This window comes from Streptomyces sp. NBC_00038 (assembly GCF_026343635.1).
Lineage (GTDB): Bacteria > Actinomycetota > Actinomycetes > Streptomycetales > Streptomycetaceae > Streptomyces.
Genome location: NZ_JAPELQ010000001.1, coordinates 8,042,922 through 8,068,543 on the forward strand (window position 1 = coordinate 8,042,922; position 25,622 = coordinate 8,068,543).

Here is a 25,622-nt window from a genome sequence, read left to right on the forward strand (position 1 = left end):
CGGGGGCGGGGGAGTTCGGCCCCCGCCCGGCTCGCAGTCAGTGGTCCCGCCGGCTCTGCCTGGTGCGCCGCCACCCGAAGGGGCCCGGCAGATTCTGCGACGTGGTCCGGCGCCCGGTGGTGCTGCGCGTGTGTCGCGGACCGCGGCCCTCGCCGGTGGTGATGGACAGTGAGCGGCGGTTGATGTTCAGCCGTACCCCGGGAAGGATGCGGAAACTCTTGCGGAACGTGAGTGGCATGGGTGCCCCCTCTTGTGGCGATTACGCCGGGTGGTTCCCGGTCCACACCGGGTACCCCGAAGGAGGCCGGGCATGACCAGCCCGCGCCCATGTACTAGAGTTATCTCGACATCGAGATATCTGCCGAGGCGCACCGAAAGCCGCCACCCCAGTAAGGCATACCTAACTTAGCCTTACCTTAGCGGATCGTCGAGACGCCGTGGCGGCAGGATGCGGTAGCAAGCGCACATATATGCATGAAGGAGACTGTCGTGTCGGCGAACAGCTTCGACGCCCGCAGCACGCTGCGGGTGGGCGACGAGTCGTACGAGATCTTCCGGCTGGACAAGGTGGAAGGCTCGGCTCGCCTTCCGTACAGCCTGAAGGTGCTGCTGGAGAACCTCCTCCGCACCGAGGACGGCGCGAACATCACCGCCGACCACATCCGGTCCATCGGCAACTGGGACTCCCAGGCGCAGCCCAGCCAGGAGATCCAGTTCACGCCCGCCCGCGTGATCATGCAGGACTTCACCGGCGTGCCCTGTGTCGTGGACCTCGCGACCATGCGTGAGGCCGTCAAGGAGCTCGGCGGTGACCCGGCGAAGATCAACCCGCTGGCGCCGGCCGAGCTGGTCATCGACCACTCCGTGATCGCCGACAAGTTCGGCACGAACGACGCCTTCGCGCAGAACGTCGAGCTGGAGTACGGCCGCAACAAGGAGCGCTACCAGTTCCTGCGCTGGGGCCAGACCGCCTTCGACGAGTTCAAGGTCGTCCCGCCGGGCACCGGCATCGTCCACCAGGTCAACATCGAGCACCTGGCGCGCACGGTCATGGTCCGCAAGGGCCAGGCGTACCCCGACACGCTCGTCGGCACCGACTCGCACACCACGATGGTCAACGGCCTGGGCGTCCTGGGTTGGGGCGTCGGCGGTATCGAGGCCGAGGCCGCGATGCTCGGTCAGCCCGTCTCGATGCTCATCCCGCGCGTCGTCGGCTTCAAGCTCACCGGTGAGCTGCCGGCCGGCACGACCGCCACCGACCTGGTGCTCACGATCACCGAGATGCTGCGCAAGCACGGCGTGGTCGGCAAGTTCGTCGAGTTCTACGGCGAGGGCGTCGCCGCCACCTCCCTCGCGAACCGCGCCACCATCGGCAACATGTCGCCGGAGTTCGGCTCCACCGCCGCGATCTTCCCGATCGACGACGAGACCCTGAAGTACCTGCGCCTGACCGGCCGCGACGCCCAGCAGGTCGCGCTCGTCGAGGCGTACGCCAAGGAGCAGGGCCTCTGGCTCGACCCGGCCGCCGAGCCCGACTTCTCCGAGAAGCTGGAGCTCGACCTCTCCACGGTCGTGCCGTCGATCGCGGGACCGAAGCGCCCGCAGGACCGGATCATCCTCGCCAACGCCTCGCAGCAGTTCGCGCAGGACGTCCGCAACTACGTCGAGGACGACGACGAGGCGGGCAAGGAGTCCTTCCCGGCCTCCGACGCCCCGGCCAGCGCCAACGGCGTACCGACCCGCCCGACCACGGTCACGGCCCCCGACGGTTCGACCTACGAGATCGACCACGGCGCCGTCACCGTCGCCGCGATCACCTCCTGCACCAACACCTCGAACCCGTACGTCATGGTCGCCGCCGCGCTCGTCGCGAAGAAGGCCGTGGAGAAGGGCCTGACCCGCAAGCCGTGGGTCAAGACCACGCTCGCCCCGGGTTCCAAGGTCGTCACCGACTACTTCGACAAGGCGGGGCTCACCCCCTACCTCGACAAGGTCGGCTTCAACCTCGTCGGCTACGGCTGCACCACCTGCATCGGCAACTCGGGCCCGCTGCCCGAGGAGGTCTCCAAGGCGGTCAACGAGCACGACCTGGCCGTCACCTCGGTGCTCTCCGGCAACCGCAACTTCGAGGGCCGGATCAACCCCGACGTCAAGATGAACTACCTGGCCTCCCCGCCGCTGGTCGTCGCCTACGCGCTCGCGGGCTCCATGAAGGTGGACATCACCAAGGACGCGCTCGGCACCGACCAGGACGGCAAGCCGGTCTACCTCGAAGACATCTGGCCCACCGAGGCCGAGGTCAACGACGTCGTGGCGAACGCCATCGGCGAGGACATGTTCAACAAGTCCTACGCCGACGTCTTCGCGGGCGACGCCCAGTGGCAGGCGCTGCCGATCCCGACCGGCAACACCTTCGAGTGGGACCCGCAGTCCACCTACGTCCGCAAGCCCCCGTACTTCGAGGGCATGGCCCACGAGCCGTCCCCGGTCACCGACATCACCGGTGCCCGCGTGCTCGCCAAGCTGGGCGATTCGGTCACCACCGACCACATCTCCCCGGCCGGCGCCATCAAGGCCGACACCCCGGCGGGCAAGTACCTCACCGAGCACGGCATCGAGCGGCGTGACTTCAACTCCTACGGCTCGCGCCGAGGCAACCACGAGGTCATGATCCGCGGCACCTTCGCCAACATCCGCCTGCGCAACCAGGTCGCACCGGGCACCGAGGGCGGCTACACCCGCGACTTCACCGTCGAGGGTGCTCCGGTCTCCTTCATCTACGACGCCTCGCGCAACTACATCGCGCAGGGCACCCCGCTGGTCATCCTGGCCGGCAAGGAGTACGGCTCCGGCTCGTCCCGCGACTGGGCCGCCAAGGGCACCGCGCTGCTCGGCGTCAAGGCCGTCATCGCCGAGTCCTACGAGCGCATCCACCGCTCGAACCTCATCGGCATGGGCGTCATCCCGCTGCAGTACCCGGCGGGCCAGTCCGCCGAGTCCCTCGGCCTGACCGGCGAGGAGGCCTTCTCCTTCGCCGGCATCACCGAGCTGAACGACGGCACCACCCCCCGTACGGTCAAGGTCACCACCGACACCGGTGTGGAGTTCGACGCGGTCGTCCGCATCGACACCCCCGGTGAGGCCGACTACTACCGCAACGGCGGCATCCTGCAGTACGTGCTGCGCAGCCTGATCCGCAAGTAAGCGGACAAGTAAGCGGCCAGGTAAGGCAGTTGAGGGCCGCATCCCCGGGAACGGGGGTGCGGCCCTCGGCCATTTCCCCCGTACCTCGCCTTCGGGACATGGGCACATCTCAGGCGGAACACAGGATTCCCCCAGCAGACCGGGACAGGATCGTCACATGTCTGGCACCCGAAGCGACCGTGTGCGCGTGCTGATCGTCGATGACGAACCCGGCCTCACGGAACTGCTCTCCGTGGCCGTCACGGAGGCGGGCTGGCGGCCCTATCCGGCGGCCGACGGGGAGAGCGCGCTGCGCGTCGCGCGCGGCTGCGCCCCGCATGCCGTCGTCCTCGACGGAATGCTGCCCGACCTGGACGGAATCCAGGTCCTGCGGCGGCTGCGGCACGAGAGGCCCAAGCTGCCCGTTCTCATGCTGACCGCCCGGGACTCGCTGGAGTACCGCCTCGACGGCCTCGAGGCGGGCGCCGACGACTATGTGACGAAGCCCTTCTCGCTGGAGGAGGTCGTCCTGCGGCTGCGTGGACTGCTGCGGCGCTCCGGCGCGGAGGAGGACCGGTCCGAGGGGTCCGCACGTGTCCTCGGCGACCTGGTGCTGAGCGAGGACACCCGCGAGGTGCACCGCGACGGTACGCCGGTCCAGCTCACCGCCAAGGAGTTCGACCTGCTCAGCCTGTTGCTGAGCCACCCGCGCCAGGTGCTCAGCAAGGCCCAGATCCTCGACCACGTGTGGAGCAGCTCCTTCGACGGCGGCGGAAACCTGATCGAGGTGTACATATCGAGCCTGCGCCGGAAGCTCGACAAGGGCCGCGCACCCATGATCCACACCGTGCGCGGGGTCGGGTACGCCATCAGGCCGCCGGAGGACAGGAGATGAGCTCCCGTTCGCGGCGCCGCTCGCTCTGGGCCCGGCTGCGGGGGAAGTCCCTGCGCACCCGGCTGCTGGTGTTCATCGGCGCCACGCTCGTCGCCGTGTACGTGGCCATGGCGCTCACCACGGTCTTCGCCCAGCGCGCCAGTCTGCTCGACCACCTCGACCAGCGGGTCAGCGACACCGCCGAGCGCAGCCAGGGCGGAGTCCAGGTCGGACCGGACGTCGGCACGGGCCTCGCGTTCCTCGGGGAACAGGGGCAGGCCGTCGGTACCGTCGGTGCCCGGCTCGACAGCGCCGGGAACGTCGTCGCCGCCGAGGTGGTGACCAGCGACGGCACCCAGCAGACCCTCACCGACGCCCAGCGCGACGCCCTCGACGGCATCACGGCCGACGGCTCGCTGCACACCCGCACCGTCCCCGGCCTCGGCACCTACCGGGTCACCGCCCTCCAGGCCGACGGGAATCCCGTGCTCACCGGCCTCCCGATGGCCGACGTACAGGACATGATCAGCGGTCTGGTGCTGGTCGAGGCCGTCGTGGCCGCCGCGGGTCTCGCCGTCGCCGGCTGCGTCTGCGCCGTTGTCATCCGGCGCCAGCTGCGCCCGCTGGGGCGGGTCGCGGCCACCGCGGTCGAGGTCTCCCGCTCACCGCTCGGACACGGCGAGGTCATCGGCCTGATCCGGGTGCCCGAACGCGACACCGACCCCGGCAGCGAGGCCGGCCAGGTCGGCGCCGCCCTCAACCGCATGATCGACCACGTCGAGTCCTCGCTCACCGAACGCCAGCGCAGCGAGGAACGCATGCGCCGCTTCCTGGCCGACGCCAGCCATGAACTCCGTACACCGCTCGCGTCGATCGCCGGATACGCGGAACTGATGAACCGCGGCACCGAGCGGATCGAACCCACCCTGGCCTGGCGGCGGGTCTCCGCCGAGTCGGCGCGGATGACCGGACTCGTCGAGGACCTGCTGCTGCTCGCCCGGCTCGACGAGGGGCGGCCCCTGGAGTCCGCCGAAGTGGACCTCGCCGCTCTCGTCGCGGAGGCGGTCTGGGACGCGCGCGCGGCCGGGGACAGCCACCACTGGCAGCTGGCGCTGCTCCTGGACTCCCCGGCCCTCGTCATCGGGGACGAGGCGCGCCTGCATCAGGTGTTGGCCAACCTGTTGGCCAACGCCCGTGTGCACACGCCTGTTGGCACCACCGTCACAGCCTCGGTGGAGGCCACGGAGGCGTACTGCACCATCCGCGTACGCGACGACGGCCCCGGTATCCCGCCGCACCTGCTCCCCACCGTCTTCGAGCGCTTCACCCGGGGTGATGTCTCCCGCGCCCGCAGCGGACCGGCGGACGGCGGCTCCGGACTCGGGCTCGCCATCGTCGAGGCCATCACGGCGGCACACGGAGGCCTGATCGAGGTCCAGAGCGAGCCGGGGCACACGGAGTTCGCGATCGTGCTGCCGCCCGCGGGTCGCCCGGCGCTGGTCCCGGCCGAGTCGGGTCCGGTCGCCCAACTCCCGTCCGCGGGGCCCGACCGTGTCGCTGCGTTCTCTTCGGATGCCGCTCAGGTGACTGCTCGGGAGTCGTCGGCGCGCGGCCGCCCGTAGCGGAGGTGCAGTGACGGCCGCGCCCGCCTGTGTGCGGGTGCGGCCGTTGTGCGCGAGGCGTTTACAGAGGTTCCCGTGCGCGCTAACTTCCGAATGGGGTGGGAGCGCTCCCATCATGGTGGACCGGAACCCGCCGCGGAGTCGCTCCCACCCCATCCGGACCCCACACGACACTGAGCAAAGGGGCTCTTGTCATGCTCATGCCTGCACGTGCGACGCGATTACCGCTGTCCACCCGCCGCAGAGCGGTCCTCCTGGTCCTGCTCGCCCTCCTCGCCACCGTCCCGGCGCTCGGCCTGGTCGTCACCGCGGGCGGCGAGGCCGAAGCCCACGGCACCCCCATGAAGCCGGCCAGTCGCACCTTCCTGTGCTGGCAGGACGGGCTGACCGACACCGGCGAGATCAAGCCCGTGAACCCGGCCTGCAAGGCTGCGCAGCAGGTGAGCGGCACCACGCCGTTCTACAACTGGTTCTCGGTGCTCCGCTCGGACGGCGCAGGGCGCACCCGCGGCTTCGTCCCGGACGGCGAGCTGTGCAGCGGCGGCAACACCAACTTCACGGGCTTCAACCAGCCGCGCGACGACTGGCCGCTCACGCACCTGACCTCCGGCGCGACGGTCGACTTCTCCTACAACGCCTGGGCCGCGCACCCCGGTTGGTTCTACGTCTACATCACCAAGGACGGCTTCGATCCCACACAGACGCTGACGTGGGACGACATGGAGGACTCGCCCTTCCTCACGGTCGACCACCCGCCGCTGAACGGCAGTCCGGGCACGGTAGAGGCCAACTACTCCTGGTCCGGGACGCTTCCGGCGGGCAAGTCGGGCCGCCACATCGTCTACGTGGTCTGGCAGCGCTCGGACAGCGCGGAGACCTTCTACTCCTGCTCCGACGTCGTCTTCGACGGCGGCAACGGCGAGGTGACGGGCATCCACGACCCGGGCGACCCGACCGAGCCCCCGCCCGGTGCGTGCGCGGCGACCCGTCGTACGACGAACAGCTGGTCCGGCGGCTACCAGGCCGAGGTGACCGTCACCAACACCGGCGATGTGCCGATGCTCGGCTGGATGGTCGACTGGACCCTCCCGGGCGGGCAGTCGGTCGCCAGCCTCTGGAACGGCAACGCGACGTACGAGGGCCAGGAGGTGATGGTGCACAACGCCGACTGGAACGGGGAGCTCGATCCGGGCGAGAGCGCGACGTTCGGGTACGTCGTCCAGGGCGCAGGTGACGATCCGTCAACCGCCCTTCCCTGTCGGGTCGGTTGATCGGCTCAGGGCGGACCGGGTGGGTGGTACGAACTCACCCGGTCCGCGAGCCCGGGCCGGTCGGGGGAAATCCGGCCCGGGTTGGTGCGTGGCTTGTGGCGACCATGGTGGGCGACAACGTTGTCGAATGGTCTGTGCATGACTCTATCGCCTCAACGGACAACGATGTCAAGCCAGTTGGTCCGCGGTCGCCCGCACGCTGAGCCATCGGGGTGCCCACCGGGCGAGCCTGCGGCCCCGTACGCGGTCTTCCGTGGTACCCGTGGCGCACGTTACTGTCCCTGCGGCTTGTGCGACCTGTGGTGCGCGACCCGTCCGAAGGAGGAGGGGCCGCGTCATGCGTTTCCGTCCGTCCTACATCCTGCTGGCCGTCGCTCTGACGGTCGGCGGCGCCACCCCGGCGCTCGCCGCGACCGCCGCACCACCGGACCTCGTCCGGGACCCCACCGCGTACGTCGACCCGCTCATCGGCACCAAGAACGGCGGCAATGTCTTCCCCGGCGCCGTCGCACCCTTCGGCATGCTCTCCTGGAGCCCCGAGAACACCCGGGGAAGCGCCACCAGTACGGCCGCGCCAGGCGGCTACCAGTACGACGCCACCCGCATCCGCGGCTTCAGCCTCACCCACATGTCCGGCACGGGCTGCGCGGGCGGCAGCGGCGACATTCCCTTCTTCCCGTACGCGGGCGAGGTCACCTCCTCCCCGGCGAGCGACACCAAGGACGCGGTGTACGCCGCCGACTTCGCGCACGCCGACGAGAGCGCGGAGCCCGGCCACTACAAGGTGGGCCTCGCCTCCGGCGTCACCGCCGACCTCACGGCGACCACCCGCACGGGCTCGGGCCGCTTCACCTACCCCGCCGACAAGCCCGCCTCCCTACTGATCCGCACCGCCAACTCCGAGGTGGGGTCGACGGCTTCGGACGTCCACATCGACCCGGCGACCCGCACGGTCTCCGGCTCCGTGACCTCCGGGAACTTCTGCGGATACCTCGACCCGGAGGGTCAACGCGCCTACTACACCCTCTACTTCACCGCCACCTTCGACCGCGACTTCAAGGCGACCGGCACCTGGCAGGACGACAAGCTGAGCCCGGGGACCACGGCGGCGAGCGGCGGAACCGGCGGATTCACCACCGGCGGCCGTCCGGTCGCGGGCAAGGGCGCGGGCGGCTATGTGGAGTTCGAGCCCGGCGTCGGCCCCGTGAACGTCAAGGTCGGTATCTCCTACGTCAGTCAGGCGGGCGCGAAGGCCAACCTCGCCGCGGAGAACCCACCGACCCGGACATTCGCGGACGTCCAGGACGCCGCCCACCGGGCCTGGCGCGACGAGCTCGACGCCATCAAGGTCGGCGGCGGCACCGACGCCGACCGCACCACCTTCTACACCGCGCTCTACCACGCCCTCCTGCACCCGAACGTCATCAGTGACGCCGACCGCAGATACAGAGGCAGCGACGAGAAGGTCCATGTCGTGAGCAAGGGTCACAAGGCCCAGTACGGCACCTTCTCCGGCTGGGACGTCTACCGCTCCCAGGTCCAGCTGCTGACCCTCCTCAGCCCGGACACCGGCTCCGACATCGCGCAGTCGCTGCTCGAACTCGCCCGGCAGAACGGCGGGATCTGGGACCGCTGGCTGCACGGAGCGAGCGGCACGCACGTCATGAACGGCGACCCCTCACCGGCCGCGCTCGCCGGCATCAGGGCCTTCGGCGGCACGGACTTCGACCTGCGCGGCGCCCTCGACTCGCTGGTCAAGGCGGCGACGGTGCCGACCGAGCAGGACCTCTCCTCGGCGGGCAAGCCGGTCCTCTCGGTGGGCCAGCGACCCTCCCTCGACAAGTACCTGGAACAGCACTACATGCCGTCCGTGTCCAACGCCTGGGGCGGCGCCGCCGAGACCCTGGAGATGTCCGGCGCCGACTTCGCCCTCTCCCAACTGGCCACGGCGGCAGGGGAGAAGGAGACGGCCGCCGACTTCGCCACCCGCTCCCAGTGGTGGCAGAACAACTTCAACATCGCCGCCGACCCGACGGGCGGCTACATCGCCAACCGCAAGGCGGACGGCAGCTGGGTCACCGGCTTCACCCCGGCGACCGGCAACGGCTTCGTCGAGGGTACGGCCGCCCAGTACACCTGGATGGTGCAGCACAACCCCGCCGGGCTCTTCGCGGCCATGGGCGGCAAGGACAAGGCCCTGGACCGCCTGGACACCTTCTTCCACAACGCCGACGGCAGCTGGGCCTTCACGGGCAGCGGCGGCGACAAGTCCGAGCTGGACAACGAGCCCTCGACCAACGTGCCATACCTCTACGCGTACGCGGGCGCGCCCTACAAGACGCAGGAGACCGTCCGCGCGGCCATGAACCAGCTCTGGTCGACACAGCCGGGCGGCATCCCCGGCAACGACGACCTCGGAGCCATGTCCTCCTGGTACGTCTTCTCCGCGCTCGGCATGTACCCCCAGGTGCCGTCCCGCGCCGAACTCACCCTGTCCTCACCGCTGTTCCCGCGTGTCGAGATCGACCGCCCGGGCGGCGCCGACATCAAGATCCGTGCCACGGGCGCGGCCGCCGACACCCCGTACGTGCAGTCGCTGAAGGTCAACGGCCGTTCCAGCGACCGCGCCTGGCTCCCGGCGTCCTTCGTCCGCAACGGCGGCACGCTCGACTACACGCTGGGTGCCACTGCCAACAAGCAGTGGGGCAGCAGTGAGGCCGCCGCTCCGCCCTCCTTCCGCGAGGGCGAGCAGCCGTACCAGATCGGCGTGGGCCCGACCACCGCGACGCTCGCACCCGGCGGCAGCACGAAGCTCGACATCCGCGCCCTCGCCCTCAGCGGCGGCGCGGGCCCCGAGGTCCGCTTCCGGGTGGACGTGCCGGAGGGTGTGACGGCAACACCCGCCGAGGGAACGGTGGTCGACGGCGCACAGGCGATCACCCTGTCCGCCGCCTCGGACGCCAGACAGGGCTTCTACGACGTCAAGGTCACCGTGACGTCGGCCGACACCTCGTACGGGCAGCCGGTGGCCCTCACCGTCGCCGCCCCCGGCTCCCTCCTCGCCGCGTACAACAACACCGGCGTCTCGGACGACGCCGGCGACCACGACGAGGCCGACTACGACGGCGGCGGCTGGAGCTACTCCCGCCAGGCGCTGGCCGCAGCGGGTCTGACACCCGGCCAACAGGGCACGCTGTCCGGCGGCCTCACCTACACCTGGCCCGACTCGCCGCCCGCCCGTCCCGACAACGCCTCGGCGACCGGCCAGACCATCGAACTCACCCGAGCCGCAAGCCAGTTGTCGTTCATCGGCAGCGCGGTCAACGGCAACCAGCAGACCAAGGCGACCGTCACCTACACCGACGGCACCACCGACCCCGTCGACCTCTCCTTCACCGACTGGACCGTCGGCGGCGGAGGCGGCACCGTCCAGTACGACAACGAGACCGTCGCCAGGGCCGCGTACCGCAACGTCGCGGGCGCGGACAAGGATCCGGTGGCCACGTACGTCTTCGCCACCAAGCCCTTCCAGGCCCCGTCCGGCAAGACCATCCAGAGCGTGAAACTGCCCGACAACACCGATCTCCACGTCTTCACCCTCGCGGTGAACTGACCCACGCCAATGGCTGAGGGGCGGCCGCGGAGTCAGGACTCCGCGACCGCCCCTCTCCCGTGGGGGGTATCCGTCAGGCCAGCAGTTCCACCTCCGCCAGCGTCGCCGCACCGTCGAGGACGAGGCGGTAGTGGGTGTACGAGCCCGGTTTCGCGACCGAGAACGCCCGGGTCTGCTTGTCCCAGGTGAAGGACTCGCCGGAGCGCTTGTCCAGGTCGGTCCACTTCGCGCCGTCGGACGAGCCCTGGAGGACCCAGCCCGTCGGGGCCTTGGCGTGGTCCGAGGACGTCAGCGTGTACTGAACTCCCTTGCTGGACGCGGTGACCGGCAACTCCACCGACTCGACGCTCGCGTCCGTCGCCGACGTGTTGTCGAACAGTGCGCCCGCGCCCTTCAAGACGTCAGCGCGCGGCGCGGGCACCTTGTCGTCCTTCGTGATCGACACGGGCGCCGCGTTCTTCCCGGTGCCCCACGAGGACGGCTTCGGGCCCATGTCGAACTCCAGCACCGCGCCCTTGGAGATGAGCGAGTGGGGGAGCGAAGTCGACGTCCACTTCTTGCCGTTGACCTTCAGACCCTGCACGTACACGTTCTTCGCGCTGTTCTTCGGCGCCTTGACGACGAGGTCCTTGCCGTTCTCCAGATGGACCGTCGCCTTGGTGAACAGCGGGGAGCCGACGGCGTATTCGCCGCTGCCCATCACCAGCGGATAGAAGCCGAGCGAGGAGAAGAGGTACCAGGCCGACTGCTCGCCGTTGTCCTCGTCGCCGTGATAGCCCTGCCCGATGTCGCTGCCGGTGTAGAGGCGGGAGAGGACCTCGCGGACGTTCTCCTGCGTCTTCCAGGGCTGGCCCGCCGCGTCGTACATGTAATTCACGTGGTGGGCCACCTGGTTGGAATGCCCGTACATGCCCATCCGTACGTCACGGGCCTCCGTCATCTCATGGATGACCCCGCCGTACGAGCCCACGAAGTCCGGCGAGGCCGTCTCCGGTGTGGCGAAGTACGTGTCGAGCTTCTCGGCCAAGCCGCTCCGGCCGCCGTACAGATTCGCGAGACCCTTCGAATCCTGCGGCGCGGTGAAGGCGTACCCCCACCCGTTGGTCTCGGTGTAGTCGTAACCCCACACGCGCGGGTCGTACTTGGACGACTCGACCCGCCAGTCGCCCGTCGCGTCCTTGCCCTGGAAGAAGCCGGCCTGAGAGTCGAAGAGGTTGACGTAGTCCTGCGCCCGGTTGAGGAAGTACGCGGCTTCCTCCTTGTAGCGCTTCTCGCCGGTCTTCTTGTAGAGCGCCTCGCCCATCTTCGCGATGCCGTAGTCGTTGAGATAGCCCTCCAGCGCCCAGGACAGACCCTCGTGGGTGTCCGTGCTCGTGTAGCCGAGGAAGGGCGAGGTGGCCATGCCCTTGCGGCCCACACCGGACGAGGGCGGGACGACGGTCGCGTTCTTGACCGCCGCGTCGTACGCCGACTCCGCGTCGAAGTCGACACCCTTCACGTACGCGTCCGCGAACGCCACGTCCGAGGACGTGCCGGTCATCAGGTCCGCGTACCCGGGCGAGGACCAGCGCGAGGTCCAGCCGCCGTCCTTGTACTGCTGCACGAACCCGTCGACCATCTCACCCGCCTGACCGGGTGTCAGCAGCGAATAGGCCGGCCAGGTCGTCCGATAGGTGTCCCAGAAGCCGTTGTTGACGTACACCTTCCCGTCGACGATCTTCGCGCCGGTGTGGGTGGGGGTGTCCGGACCCGGCATCGGCGAGAACGGCGAGGCGTACTGGTACTTCGAACCGACCTTCTCGAAGCCGGAGTTGGGGTACAGGTACAGCCGGTACATGCTCGAGTACAGCGTCGTCAGCTGGTCCGGCGTCGCGCCCTCGACCTCGACCGTGCCGAGGATGTCGTCCCACTGCTGCTGCGCCCGCGACTTGACCTTGTCGAAGGACGTGCCGTCGGGGATCTCCTGGCGGAGGTTGTCCTTGGCCTGGTCGACGCTGATGAGCGAGGTGGCGAGGCGCAGGGTGACGGTCCGGTCGTCGCCGGCGTCGAACTTCAGATAGCCCTTGACCCCGGCCGAGGTTCCTTCCGTCACCGGCGCGTCGAACACCCCGTACACGAAGAGCCGCGTCGCCCCCGTAGACAGCCCGGACTTCACGTCCGAGTAGCCGGTGACGATCCCGTTCTCCTTGTCGAGCGTCAGCCCGGCCTGGTCGGTGACGTTGTCGAAGACGACGCTCGCGTCGTCGCCGGGATAGGTGAACCGCAGGGCGGCCGCGTGGTCCGTGGGCGCCATCTCGGCCTTGAGACCGTTCTCGAAGGTGACGCCGTAGTAGTACGGGCGCGCGATCTCGTTCTCGTGGCTGAAGGCGAGCTCGCGTGCGTCACGGCCGGTGTCCGGGGTGCCGGACGCGGCCGAAGGCATCACCTGGAAGGTCTGCCGGTCACCCATCCAGGGGCTCGGCTCATGGCTCGCGCTGAACGCCTGGATGGTCGGGAGGTTGTCCGCGTTGTTGGAGCGCGCGTAGTCGTAGAGCCAGCTGAGCGAGCCCGCGTTGGTCACCGGCGTCCAGAAGTTGAAGCCGTGCGGGACGGCCGTCGCGGGGAAGTTGTTGCCGCGCGAGAAGCCGCCGCTGGAGTTGGTGCCGCGGATCGTCGACGCGTAGTCGGACAGATGCGCCTTCGGCTTCTCGGGCGCCACGGTCTTCAGCGACACGTCGTCCAGCCAGCCGCGGAACTTCGCCGGGCCCTTGGGGGAGTCGTACGCCACCAGGATCCGGTCCACCGTCTTCCCGGCCGCGACCGAACCGATCCGCGAGGCGACGCTGTTCCACTGGTTGACGTAGAGGACGCTGGACGCGCCCTGCCCCTGCGGTGTCAGCGCGAACCCGTGCTGGTCCAGGGCCTTGAGGTCACTCAGATAGGTGCCGTCCGTGAACACCAGGTCCACGGCCACGTTCGTGGCGTCGTAGTCCAGGTCGCCGTCCGCCATCGACGGGAAGACCTTGTACGACAGCTCGGTGTTGCGGCCGACGGCCACATCGACGTCGAAGACCTTGTTGTACGAGTACGCCCGGCCGTCCGCCTTGTGCGTACCGGCGTACCGCAGGGCCCGCTTGCCGGTGAAGCCCGCGCCCGCCTTGGCCGTCGGGGAGCCGCTCGGGCCGCGGTCCACCAGCGAGAGCATGTCCTTGGGCGTCGGGTCCTCGGTGGCGCCCGTGGAGAACTGGACGTCGGCGAGCTGAAGGATGTCGCCGCCGTTGTTCTTGGTGATGTCGAGCCGGAAGTGCTGGTACTCGACGGGACTCGCGATGTCGTACGACTTCGTCTGGAACCGCTCGCCGAAGGACTCGCCGGAGCGCGTGTCGAGGGTCTTCCAGTCCTTGCCGTCCGTGGAGCCCTGCAGGGTCCAGTCCTGGGGGTCGCGCTCGTCGTGGTCGTTGGCCGAGGTCAGCGCGTACGTGACCACCTTGACCGGAGCGCTCAGGTCGAACTCCGCCCAGCCGGTGGGCTCGAAGACCAGCCACTTGGTGCTCGGCTCGAGGTCGGCGAGGTTCTCCTTCACCTCGCCCCCACCGGTGTTCTCGCCACTGGCCCGGACATCGGTGACCTGGTCGGTCACGTTTCCGGGGATGCCGGTGCTGTAGCCGCCGTCGACACCCGACGTCCGTTTCACTCCTTCGGGTGTCATATCGACCGTGTTCAGCCAGTTCGGCGCGGGATCACCCGTTTCGAACGAGGACGCGAACTCCTGGTCGGGGGCGGCGGCTTGGACGGGCAGGGCCACTGCCGCGCCCTGTGAGGCGGCCAGTAGCGAGAAGGCGGCCAGCCCCACAGCCGTAGACCAACCCCATCTGTGGTTAGCCGAAGAACTCCGTCTGTACCGAGCTCTGTGCTGCATGCGCGAGCACCCTCCCTGCACCTGGACAACGTTGTCAGATTCGCTGCGCAAGGACCAGTAGGGAGTCAAGTTGTCAGTGATGTCAAGGGTGTTGAATGTGGCGTCCGGGGTGAATGCCGCGCGACAAGCCGCGCATTACTCCCATCGTGGGAGGTTGGCACCCTGTCGATCTTCTTCGGGGTAACGCACGGGCACTCCACATTTCCTGGAGGTCTCAACTCGGAAAAGACCGACAACCAAACCTGCATTCGATCTTGCTCCGTTGGCGGAAAGTGGACTATACCTGTCGGCGTCTGCCCAGCTGTTCGACGGCTGTGTACAGGCGCGACCCGGGGGGAAATCTGGAGGCGGCGGACCGTGTCACATACACCGACCACCGCGTCGTTCCACTGAATCCCTCACGTACGACCCCAGCTTGACCTAACCGCGGTGCCGGGGAGGATCCGGTTCACCGCCTGAGTCCTGAAGAAGGCGAGGACTTGAGCATGGGATCCAATTCCGCCGAGAACAGCAACCCCGAGGGTGTCGGACGCCGCGACCTGATCAAGCGGTCCGTGGCACTCGGCCTGATCGCCGTACCCACGATGAGCTTCCTGTCCGCGTGTGCCACCGGCGGCGGTGGCGGCGACGACGAGGAGTCGGAGTCCCCCGGTGGCGCGAAGTCCGCCACGAACCCGCTGGGCGTCGAGAAGGGCGCCGCGATGGAGGCGTTCATCTTCAAGGGCGGCCTGGGCGACCAGTACGCCAAGGACGCCGAGGCCGACTACAACACGACGTACGGCGTCACGGTCAAGCACACCGGCACCCAGCAGGTCGGCCCCAAGCTGACCCCGCGCTTCGCGGGCGGCAACCCGCCGGACGTCATCGACAACTCCGGCGCCGACCACCTCGACATGAACAAGCTGTCCAGTCAGGGGCAGTTGCAGAACCTCCAGGCCCTCCTCGACGCCGCCTCCATGGACGACGCGAGCAAGAAGATCTCGGACGTCATCCACCCCAGCACCATCGAGAAGGGCATGCACGGCGACGTCTTCGACGTGCTCTACTACGCCTTCACGATCTACGGCACCTGGTTCTCGCAGAAGGCCCTGGACGACAACGGCTGGACCTACCCCAAGACCCTCGACGAGATGGTCACCCTCTGCGGCGAGATCAAGAAGAAGGGCATCGCGCCCTGGACGTACGCGGGCAAATACCCGTACTACGTCCACTTCAACCTGTTCGCCCAGATCGCCAAGATCGGCGGCATGGACGGCTGGATCGCGATCGACAACCTGGAGCCGAACGCCTGGACCAGCAACGACGCGGTGAAGCAGGTCGCCGAGCACTACGAGGAACTGGCCGCCAAGGGATACTTCCTGGAGGGCAGTCAGGGCCTGACCCACATCCAGTCGCAGACCTCCTGGAACAAGGGCAAGGCCATCTTCATCCCGAACGGCTCCTGGGTGGAGAACGAGGCCGCGCCGACCACCCCGAAGGACTTCGCGATGGCCGTCGGCGCCCTCTTCGACGGCGGCGCCGGCGACAAGATGCCGCACGGCACCCTGCGCGGCGAGCCGAGTGAGCCGTACATCGTGGCGAGCAAGGGCAAGAACCCGGCCGGCGGCATGGAGTTGCTGCGCATCATGCTCTCCAAGAAGCACGCGCAGAACTTCGCGACCAAGGTCAAGTCGCTGACCTGTGTCGTCGACGCGACCGAGGGCATGACTCTCTCACCGGGTCTCGCCTCCGCCAGCAGTGTCTTCAAGGCGGCCGGTGACAACCTCATCAGCCTCCAGCTCCAGGAGTGGTACCCGGCGCTCACCGACGAGAAGATCGGCGGACTCACCGGCCAGCTCCTCACCGGCGACCTGAAGGCCGCCGACTGGATCAAGAAGACACAGGCGTACGCCGACGCGGTCGCCAAGGACGACTCCGTTCAGAAGTTCAAGCGGGAGAAGTAGCCCGCCGGTCCGGCAGCACGGAACCCGAGGCAGTCCGGCAACGCGGAACTCAAAAAAGGGGAAGGGCCGGGAAGCGCAATGCAACACGGCAAATACCGATTCATCGTGGGCTTCCTGGCCCTACCCGTGATCATTTACGCGGTCTTCGTGATCTCGCCTTTCGTCCAGGCGTTCCAGATCTCGCTGACCGACTGGTCGGGCCTCGTCGGAACGGCGAAGTTCGTCGGCCTCGACAATTTCGAGAAACTCTGGAACAGCGAGGACTTCTGGAACGCGCTGCGCCACAACGTCTACATGCTGATCGCCGTCCCGATCGTCACTCTGGGACTCGGCCTCTTCTTCGCCTTCATGCTCAATGTCGGCGGAAAGAGCCGGAAGAACGAAGTGATCACCGGTGTCGCCGGTTCGAGCTTCTACCGCTTCGTCTTCTTCTTCCCGCAGGTCATCTCGATCACGATCATCGCCGTCATCTGGTTCAACATCTACAACCCGGACCCGTCCGACGGAATGCTCAACTCCCTGCTCGGAACGGTGGGGTTGGACAGCTGGCAGAACGCCTGGCTGGGCGAGAAGAACCTCGCCCTGCTCTGCATCATGGCCGTGATGATCTGGTCGCACGTCGGCTTCTTCGTGGTGCTGTTCTCGGCGGCCATGGCGTCCATCCCGCGCGACATCTACGAGGCGGCACTCCTGGACGGCGCCAACCGCTTCCACACCTTCTTCCGCATCACCCTGCCGCTCCTGTGGGACACGGTCCAGACCGGCTGGGTCTACATGGGCATCATCGCCCTCGACGGCTTCGCCCTGGTCCAGATCATGTCGGTGAACATGGGCGGTCCCGACGGCGCCACGGACGTCATGCCGCTGCGCCTCTACCTCACGGCGTTCCGCGACAGCCAGTTCGGCTACGCGTCCGCGATGGGCATCGCCATGCTCATCGTCACCATGACGTTCGCAGTCCTCACCATGCGCTTCGCGCGGCGTGAGCGGATCGAATACTAGGGATACGGCGGATGACGACCGATACCGAAACGGTGAGCAAGTCCGACGAACCCCGTCCGGCTGTCACCAAGCAACTCGGACCGACCGACGGCCGTAGCTCCGAGGGCGGTGTGCTGCACGTCTTCTCGCACGGCATGCTCGTCGTGTGGGCGCTGATGGTGGGCGTACCGCTGCTGTGGGTGCTGTGGAGCTCCTTCAAGACCAGCAACGGCATCCTCACCGACCCCTGGGGCCTGCCCACCACGTTCCACTTCGAGAACTGGGCCAACGCCTGGAACAAGGCGAACATGGGCCAGTACTTCCTCAACACCATCATCGTGGTGGGCGGTTCGGTGATCGGGACGATGGTCCTCGGTTCCATGGCCGCGTATGTGCTGGCCCGCTTCACCTTCCCGGGCAACCGCCTCATCTACTACGCGTTCGTGGCCGGTATGTCGTTCCCGGTCTTCATGCTCGTGATCCCGCTCTTCTTCGTGCTCCGCGACTTCCCGGGATCCTCGCTCCTGGCGACGTACCAGGGTCTGATCCTCGTCTACATCGCGTATTCGCTGCCGTTCACGATCTTCTTCATGACGGCGTTCTTCCGGACGCTGCCGACCTCGGTCGCCGAGGCGGCGATGATCGACGGGGCCTCGCACACCCGGACCTTCTTCCAGGTGATGGTGCCGATGGCCAAGCCGGGCCTGATCAGCATCGGGATCTTCAACTTCCTCGGGCAGTGGAACCAGTACCTGCTGCCCATGGTGCTCAACCAGCAGGAGGACAAGTACGTTCTCACCCAGGGCCTCGCCATGATCGCTCTGCAGCAGGGTTACGAGAACGACTGGGGCGCCCTGATGGCAGGCATGATGATCGCGATGCTGCCGGTTTTGATCGTCTACTTCATTTTCCAGCGGCAGGTGCAGTCGGGGCTCACGGCCGGCGCTCTCAAGTAACCCTCCTCTCCCACGCGTCGGCGACGGATGAAGCCGGTCCACACATGGGGACCGCGCTCGCACACGTGTGCTCATCCGTGCCGGATGCAGCTCAACCTCTTGACGGGAGGTAACCCAAACGGCTCAGCTTAGAGTTCACTAGTTGGACATAGACGGGGCCTCATCGTGGCGGCCTCGTTACGCGGGAGGTCGTCGTGGAGACTCCGGGATCGCAGTCGTCGCTGCACCGAGCCAATCTGGAGCGCGTCGTACGTGCGGTGCGCCTCGCCGGTTCGCTCACGCAGGCGGAGATCGCGAGGACGACGGGCCTGTCCGCAGCGACCGTCTCCAATATCGTCCGGGAGCTCAAGGACGGGGGAACGGTCGAGGTCACGCCCACTTCGGCGGGCGGCCGAAGGGCCCGCAGCGTCAGTCTGAGCGGCGACGCGGGCATCGTCATCGGCGTCGACTTCGGGCATACGCATCTGCGCGTCGCGATCGGGAATCTCGCCCATCAGGTGCTCGCCGAGGAGTCCGAGCCGCTGGATGTGGACGCCTCCGCCGCGCAGGGCTTCGACCGGGCGGAAGAGCTGGTCAGCCGCCTGATCGCGGCAACCGGCGTCGACCGGACGAAGATCGCCGGCGTGGGTCTCGGCGTGCCCGGGCCGATCGACGTCGAGTCGGGAACCCTCGGCTCCACCGCCATCCTGCCGGGCTGGACCGGCACGAAGCCCGCCGAGGAGCTCGGGGGACGGCTCGGGGTGCCGGTGCACGTGGACAACGACGCCAACCTGGGCGCCCTCGGAGAACTGGTCTGGGGGAGCGGGCGCGGGGTCAAGGACCTGGCGTACATCAAGGTCGCGAGCGGTGTGGGCGCAGGCCTGGTGATCAACGGCAAGATCTACCGCGGCCCAGGTGGCACAGCGGGAGAAATAGGGCATATTACCCTTGATGAATCCGGCCCCGTCTGCCGCTGCGGTAACCGGGGCTGCCTGGAGACCTTCGCGGCCGCCCGCTATGTGCTGCCGCTCCTCCAGTCCAGCCACGGCACGGATCTGAGCATGGAAGGCGTCGTGAGGCTGGCGCGGGACGGTGATCCGGGCTGCCGTCGGGTGATCGCCGACGTCGGCCGCCACATCGGCAGTGGAGTGGCGAACCTCTGCAATTTGCTGAACCCGAGCCGGGTGGTCCTCGGCGGCGATCTCGCCGAGGCCGGGGAGCTGGTTCTCGGGCCCATCAGGGAGTCGGTCGCCCGCTACGCGATCCCCAGCGCGGCTCGTCAACTCTCGGTGCTTCCAGGGGCCCTTGGAGGCCGTGCGGAGGTCCTCGGAGCGCTCGCTCTCGCACTCAGCGAGATGGGCGATTCGACCCTTTTGGACGGGTCTCTGCATGTCGTGAGCCCCGCCTTCACTTAGAGAACGCACGAGGCCGTTGCCATCTCGTTAAGTATTTACTTCTTGACGTCGCACGTACGGCCGAGTTGACTTCGAGCCACCTCGGCCGCAACGACGCGGCCTCGTCAGGGAGGTTTTACAAAATGAACACGTTCGCGCGTCGTGCCGCAGTGGCTCTCACCGCCACCGCGATGGCAGCGTCGCTCGCCGCTTGTGGCGAGGCCGGGGATGACAACAGTGGCTCCTCCGGCGACAACAAGACCATCGGCCTGCTGCTCCCCGAGAGCAAGACCACCCGGTACGAGTCGTTCGACTACCCGCTGATCAAGGCGAAGATCACGGAGCTCTGCTCCGACTGCAAGGTCGACTACAAGAACGCCAGCGAGAACGTCTCCACCCAGAAGCAGCAGTTCGACGACCTCATCGCCTCCGGCGTGAAGGTCATCATCCTTGACACGGTGGACTCCCCGTCCGCCAAGGCGTGGGTGACGGAAGCCGCCAGCAAGGACGTGAAGGTCGTCGCCTACGACCGCCTCGCCGAGGGCCCGGTCTCCGCGTACGTCTCCTTCGACAACGAGAAGGTCGGCAAGCTCCAGGGCCAGGCCCTGGTCGACGCGCTGGGCTCCAAGGCCGCCACGGCCAACGTCGTGATGATCAACGGCAAGGAGAGCGACCCGAACGCCGCGCTGTTCAAGGCGGGCGCGCACTCGGTCCTCGACTCCGGTGTCGGCAAGATCGTCTACGAGCAGTCCGGTGAGTGGGACCCGGCGATCGCGGGCCAGAAGGTCGGCGCCGCCATCACCTCGCTCGGCAAGGACGGCTTCGACGCGGTCTACTCCGCCAACGACGGCATGGCCGGTGGCGTGATCGCCGCCCTCGAGTCGGCCGGCATCAAGAACATCCCGGTCGGTGGCCAGGACGCCGAGCTCGCCGCCCTCCAGCGGATCCTCGCCGGCACCCAGTCCTTCACGATCTACAAGCCGTACAAGCCTGAGGCCGAGAAGACCGCCGAGATCGCGGTCAACCTGCTGAACGGCAAGGCGATCGACTCGCTGGCCGACACGACGATCGACAGCCCCAGCAACAAGGCCATCCCGTCGTCGCTGCTCGAGCCCACCGTCGTGACCAAGGAAAACATCAAGGACACGATCATCGCGGACAACTTCTACAAGGTGTCCGAGATCTGCACCGCCGACTACGCCGCCGCCTGCAAGGCCGCCGGAATCGAGTAGTCAGCAGACCGGTACGGCGCTCCGCCCCTCCGCATGCCCCGCGATCGGGGCGGGGCGCCTTACCCACTGCCGGACCCCCAAGACCGGCCGCAGCGGCAGGCAATTGTGCCGCGCGGTCGGCACCCTTTCACCCCCCTCTCGGGCCGTATCCCCCCACGGCCCTTGCACAACTCAGATTTTCGCGCGTTGATGCGGACGTAGCCCGGTCCCTGGTGCTGACCCCAGCCCCCGTTGCCCCGGCGCGGCACCCCTCGTCAGTGTGGTAAATCCCCGCCGGTCAGGCGGCGAAGGAGATGGTTCACGTGTCCGCTACGCCCGTGTTGGCGTTGCGCGGAGTGTCCAAGCGGTTCGGTGCGGTTCAGGCACTCACCGATGTCGATCTGGATGTTTCCGCAGGCCAAGTAGTCGCCCTGGTGGGCGACAACGGCGCAGGTAAGTCGACGCTCGTCAAGACGATCGCGGGTGTCCACCCGATCGACGAGGGCGTCATCGAGTGGGAGGGCAAGCCGGTCTCGATCGGCCGGCCGCACGACGCCCAGAACCTTGGCGTCGCCACCGTCTACCAGGACCTCGCCCTGTGCGACAACCTGGACGTCGTGGCCAACCTCTTCCTCGGCCGCGAGCTCGGCAAGGCCGCGATTCTCGACGAGGTCGCCATGGAGAAGCGGGCCAAGGAACTCCTGGACACCCTCTCCATCCGCATCCCCAGCGTGCGCATCCCGATCGCCTCGCTCTCCGGCGGTCAGCGCCAGGTCGTGGCGATCGCCCGCGCCCTGGTCGGCGACCCCAAGGTCGTGATCCTCGACGAGCCCACCGCGGCTCTCGGCGTCGAGCAGACCGCTCAGGTCCTCGACCTGGTCGAGCGACTGCGCGAGCGTGGCCTCGCCGTCATCCTCATCACCCACAACATGGCTGATGCGAAGGCTGTCGCCGACGAGGTGGCGGTTCTGCGGCTCGGCCGCAACAACGGCGTCTTCGAGGTGAAGTCCACCTCGCAGGAAGAAATCATCTCCGCCATCACGGGCGCCACGGACAACGCCGTGACCCGTCGTGCGGCCCGTAGCAACGGGGAGGTTCAGAAGTGAGCACCGACAAGACCTCCACGCCCGAGGCGACGCCCGTCGACGAGCACATCGTCGAGAACCCGGAGGCCGCCGCCGGGGCCAACCCCGCGGTGGACCCCCGGCTGCTCATCCGTGAGGAGGGCTTCTCCGGCTACCTCACCGAGTTCAAGCGGAAGATCCGCGGTGGCGAGCTCGGCGCCGTCCCGGTCGTCTGCGGCCTGATCATCATCTGGGCCATCTTCCAGACCACCACCGGCCGCTTCCTGGAGCCGGACAACCTCAGCAACATCGCGCAGTACATCGTCGGCCCCGGCCTCATCGCCACCGGCATCGTCTTCGTGCTGCTGCTCGGCGAGATCGACCTGTCGGCCGGCTCCGTCGCCGGTCTGACCGCGGCGCTCGCCGCCGTGATGGCCGTCAAGAACGGCATGAACGAGACGCAAGCCGTGATCCTCGCGCTGCTCGCCGCAGCCGCCATCGGCGCAATGCAGGGGTTCTTCTTCGCCAAGATCGGCGTCCCGGCGTTCGTGGTCACCCTGGCCGGCTTCCTGGGCTGGAGCGGCCTCCAGCTGCAGGTCCTGGGCAACACGCTCTCGCTCAACAACATCGCCGACGGTGTCATCTACTCGCTGAACAACACCTACTTCTCCAACGTCGCCTGGGCCAACACCGCGGCCATCGTCGCGGTCGCCGTCCACGCGCTGTCCCAGCTCAGCGACCGGCGCCGGCGCAAGGCCGTCGACCTGCCGTTCCGCCCGCTGAGCGAGATCGCGCTGCGCTCCGGTGTCGTCGCGGCGCTCGCCTTCGGTATCGCGGCCGTCTTCAACCAGGCCCGCGGTTTGCCGCTCGGCATCACGATCTTCCTGCTCATCGTGGTGGTCTCCAGCTTCGTGCTGCGCCGCACCCGCTACGGCCGGCAGATCTTCGCCGTCGGTGGTGGCATCGAGGCCGCCCGCCGTGCCGGTATCAACGTCGCCTGGATCCGCATCTCGGTGTTCACCATCTCCGGGTTCCTCGCGGGCCTCGGCGGTCTGTTCATCGCCTCGCAGTCCGGCGTCGCGGACAGCACCCTCGGCGGCGGCAACGTCCTGATGATGTCCATCGCGGCGGCCGTCATCGGTGGCACCAGCCTCTTCGGCGGCCGGGGCACCCCCTGGTCGGCGGTACTCGGCATCCTGGTCATCCAGTCGATCATCACGGGCCTGTACATGGGAGGCAGCTCCACCCAGGCCGTGCAGTTCATGATCACCGGTGTGGTGCTGCTGGCCGCCGTCGTCCTGGACTCGGTCTCGCGCCGTACCCAGAAGTCGGCCGGCCGCGCATAGCGGCAGCCCTCTGAGCGAAGTGCCCGGTACCAATGGCGGTACCGGGCACTTCTATGTCCGCACCCCTGTGCGTACTTCCATGTCGCGCCGCAGGAACACCCGTACGACGATTTGCAGCCGTTCGCGTGACGTACAACGCACAGCCCGGACGCCGACATGAAAGGCGGAACATTAGACTCGACAGACCCGGCAAAGCTCGAACAGCTCTATCGCAAGGAGGCACGGGTGCCGCTGCTGACCCGCATCAGGGGACCGCGCGATCTGGACCGGCTCAGCCTGGAGCAGCTGGACCAGCTGGCAGGCGAGATCCGGACCTTCCTCGTCGAAGAGGTCTCCAAGACCGGCGGCCACCTCGGCCCGAACCTCGGTGTCGTGGAGCTCACCCTCGCTCTGCACCGCGTCTTCGAGTCGCCCAAGGACAGGGTGCTGTGGGACACGGGCCACCAGTCCTACGTCCACAAGCTGCTCACCGGCCGTCAGGACTTCTCGAAGCTGAAGATGAAGGGCGGCCTCTCCGGGTACCCCTCGCAGGCGGAGTCCGAGCACGACGTCATCGAGAACTCGCACGCCTCCACGGTCCTCGGCTGGGCCGACGGCCTCGCGAAGGCCAACCAGGTCCTGGAGCGCGACGACCACGTGGTCGCGGTCATCGGCGACGGAGCCCTCACCGGCGGCATGGCCTGGGAGGCGCTCAACAACATCGCCGACGCCAAGGACCGCCCCCTGGTGATCGTCGTCAACGACAACGAGCGCTCGTACGCACCGACCATCGGCGGCCTCGCGAACCATCTGGCGACCCTGCGCACCACGGACGGCTACGAGCGCTTCCTGGCCCGCGGCAAGGACCTCCTGGAGCGCACCCCGGTCGTCGGCAAGCCCCTCTACGAGACCCTGCACGGCGCCAAGAAGGGCCTCAAGGACTTCATCGCCCCGCAGGGCATGTTCGAGGACCTCGGCCTCAAGTACGTCGGCCCGATCGACGGCCACGACATCGAGGCCCTGGAGTCGGCCCTCGCCCGCGCCAAGCGCTTCGGCGGCCCGGTCATCGTGCACTGCCTCACCGAGAAGGGCCGCGGCTACCAGCCCGCCCTCCAGGACGAGGCGGACCGCTTCCACGCCGTCGGCAAGATCCACCCGGACACGGGCCTGCCGATCGCCTCCTCCGGCGCCGACTGGACCTCCGTCTTCGGCGAGGAGATGGTCAAGCTCGGCAAGGAGCGCAAGGACATCGTCGCCATCACGGCCGCGATGCTCCAGCCGGTCGGCCTCGACAAGTTCGCCAAGGCCTTCCCCAAACGGGTGTACGACGTCGGAATCGCCGAGCAGCACGCCGCCGTCTCCGCGGCCGGCCTCGCCACCGGCGGACTGCACCCCGTCTTCGCCGTCTACGCGACCTTCCTCAACCGCGCCTTCGACCAGGTCCTGATGGACGTGGCCCTGCACAAGTGCGGCGTCACCTTCGTCCTCGACCGCGCGGGCGTCACCGGCACCGACGGCGCCTCGCACAACGGCATGTGGGACATGTCGATCCTCCAGGTCGTCCCCGGTCTGAGGCTGGCCGCTCCGCGCGACGCCGACCAGGTCCGCGCCCAGCTGCGCGAGGCCGTCGAGGTCACCGACGCGCCCACCGTGGTCCGCTTCTCCAAGGGCGCGGTCGGCCCGGCCGTACCCGCCCTCGGCCGGATCGGCGGCATGGACGTGCTGCGCGAGCCGGGCACCGACGCCCCGGACGTCCTCCTCGTCTCGGTCGGCGCCCTCGCCCCGATGTGCCTGGAGATCGCCGCTCTCCTCGACAAGCAGGGCATCTCCACGACCGTCGTGGACCCGCGCTGGGTCAAGCCCGTCGACGAGGCCATGGCCCCGCTCGCCGAGCAGCACCGCGTGGTCGTCACCGTCGAGGACAACTCCCGTGTCGGCGGCGTCGGTTCCACGATCGCGCAGGCCCTGCGCGACGCGGGCGTCGACGTCCCGCTGCGCGACTTCGGCATCCCGCCGCGCTTCCTCGACCACGCCTCCCGCAAGGAGGTCATGACGGAGATCGGCCTCACCGCGCCGGACATCGCCCGTCAGGTCACCGGCCTCGTCGCCAAGCTCGACGGCCTCCCCCACTCTCGGCTTCGCTCGAGCGGGGGGACCCCCATCGAGCGCACCACCGCCGAGGTGGTGGACGCCGCCGAGCCGGCGCGCGACTGACGTACTCCGCAGGTCCGATGGGCCGGTTTCACCACCCTGAAGGGGTGGTGAAACCGGCCCATTCGCGTGAACCTGTCCGCGCCGGGGCATGCGC

General features: G+C 68.2%; 15 protein-coding genes. 13 read left to right on the forward strand and 2 right to left on the reverse strand.

The window, feature by feature from the left end:
• Nucleotides 1–37: 37 nt before the first annotated feature.
• Nucleotides 38–238 (reverse strand): DUF4236 domain-containing protein, encoded by a 201-nt coding sequence (locus OG219_RS36285; protein ID WP_266833767.1) that lies wholly within the window; start codon nt 236–238, stop codon nt 38–40.
• 251 nt (nt 239–489) lie between these two features.
• On the opposite strand from OG219_RS36285, the gene acnA reads away from it, so the two are divergent.
• The 5 genes from acnA to OG219_RS36310 all read left to right on the forward strand — a co-directional run bounded on the left by acnA (nt 490) and on the right by OG219_RS36310 (nt 10,563).
• Nucleotides 490–3,204, forward strand: a complete 2,715-nt coding sequence (acnA, locus tag OG219_RS36290; protein ID WP_323183319.1) for an aconitate hydratase AcnA — start codon at nt 490–492, stop codon at nt 3,202–3,204.
• Between the two features lie 157 nt (nt 3,205–3,361).
• Entirely contained in the window at nt 3,362–4,078 is a 717-nt protein-coding gene (locus OG219_RS36295) for a response regulator transcription factor (RefSeq protein WP_266833771.1), read from the forward strand.
• Complete coding sequence (locus OG219_RS36300) at nt 4,075–5,679, forward strand: cell wall metabolism sensor histidine kinase WalK (RefSeq protein WP_266833773.1); 1,605 nt, start codon at nt 4,075–4,077, stop codon at nt 5,677–5,679. Before OG219_RS36295 ends, OG219_RS36300 begins: the two co-directional genes overlap by 4 nt.
• 194 nt (nt 5,680–5,873) lie before the next feature.
• Nucleotides 5,874–6,950, forward strand: coding sequence for a lytic polysaccharide monooxygenase (locus tag OG219_RS36305; protein WP_266833774.1), 1,077 nt, complete (start codon nt 5,874–5,876; stop codon nt 6,948–6,950).
• A gap of 337 nt (nt 6,951–7,287) precedes the next feature.
• Nucleotides 7,288–10,563, forward strand: coding sequence for a GH92 family glycosyl hydrolase (locus OG219_RS36310; RefSeq protein ID WP_266833776.1), 3,276 nt, complete (start codon nt 7,288–7,290; stop codon nt 10,561–10,563).
• 73 nt (nt 10,564–10,636) lie between these two features.
• Here the strand turns inward: OG219_RS36310 and OG219_RS36315 are convergent, their stop codons facing one another.
• Nucleotides 10,637–14,461: a GH92 family glycosyl hydrolase gene (locus OG219_RS36315; protein ID WP_266833778.1), complete on the reverse strand. Its 3,825-nt coding sequence runs from the start codon at nt 14,459–14,461 to the stop codon at nt 10,637–10,639.
• Between the two features lie 485 nt (nt 14,462–14,946).
• On the opposite strand from OG219_RS36315, the gene ngcE reads away from it, so the two are divergent.
• The 8 genes from ngcE to dxs all read left to right on the forward strand — a co-directional run bounded on the left by ngcE (nt 14,947) and on the right by dxs (nt 25,528).
• Nucleotides 14,947–16,404, forward strand: coding sequence for an N-acetylglucosamine/diacetylchitobiose ABC transporter substrate-binding protein (ngcE, locus tag OG219_RS36320; protein WP_266833780.1), 1,458 nt, complete (start codon nt 14,947–14,949; stop codon nt 16,402–16,404).
• Between the two features lie 78 nt (nt 16,405–16,482).
• On the forward strand, nt 16,483–17,406 hold the full coding sequence (locus OG219_RS36325; RefSeq protein ID WP_266833782.1) for a carbohydrate ABC transporter permease: 924 nt from the start codon (nt 16,483–16,485) through the stop codon (nt 17,404–17,406).
• 11 nt (nt 17,407–17,417) lie between these two features.
• Nucleotides 17,418–18,341, forward strand: coding sequence for a carbohydrate ABC transporter permease (locus OG219_RS36330; RefSeq protein ID WP_266833784.1), 924 nt, complete (start codon nt 17,418–17,420; stop codon nt 18,339–18,341).
• A 194-nt stretch (nt 18,342–18,535) separates the two neighbouring features.
• Entirely contained in the window at nt 18,536–19,735 is a 1,200-nt protein-coding gene (locus OG219_RS36335; protein ID WP_266833786.1) for an ROK family transcriptional regulator, read from the forward strand.
• 122 nt (nt 19,736–19,857) lie between these two features.
• On the forward strand, nt 19,858–20,946 hold the full coding sequence (locus OG219_RS36340; protein WP_266833788.1) for a sugar ABC transporter substrate-binding protein: 1,089 nt from the start codon (nt 19,858–19,860) through the stop codon (nt 20,944–20,946).
• A 293-nt stretch (nt 20,947–21,239) separates the two neighbouring features.
• Entirely contained in the window at nt 21,240–22,031 is a 792-nt protein-coding gene (locus tag OG219_RS36345; RefSeq protein WP_266833790.1) for an ATP-binding cassette domain-containing protein, read from the forward strand.
• A 47-nt stretch (nt 22,032–22,078) separates the two neighbouring features.
• Complete coding sequence (locus OG219_RS36350; RefSeq protein WP_266836351.1) at nt 22,079–23,335, forward strand: sugar ABC transporter permease; 1,257 nt, start codon at nt 22,079–22,081, stop codon at nt 23,333–23,335.
• 225 nt (nt 23,336–23,560) lie between these two features.
• A complete protein-coding gene (dxs, locus tag OG219_RS36355) occupies nt 23,561–25,528 on the forward strand; it encodes a 1-deoxy-D-xylulose-5-phosphate synthase (RefSeq protein WP_266833792.1) in 1,968 nt (655 codons plus the stop codon).
• The last annotated feature ends 94 nt before the right edge of the window (nt 25,529–25,622 follow it).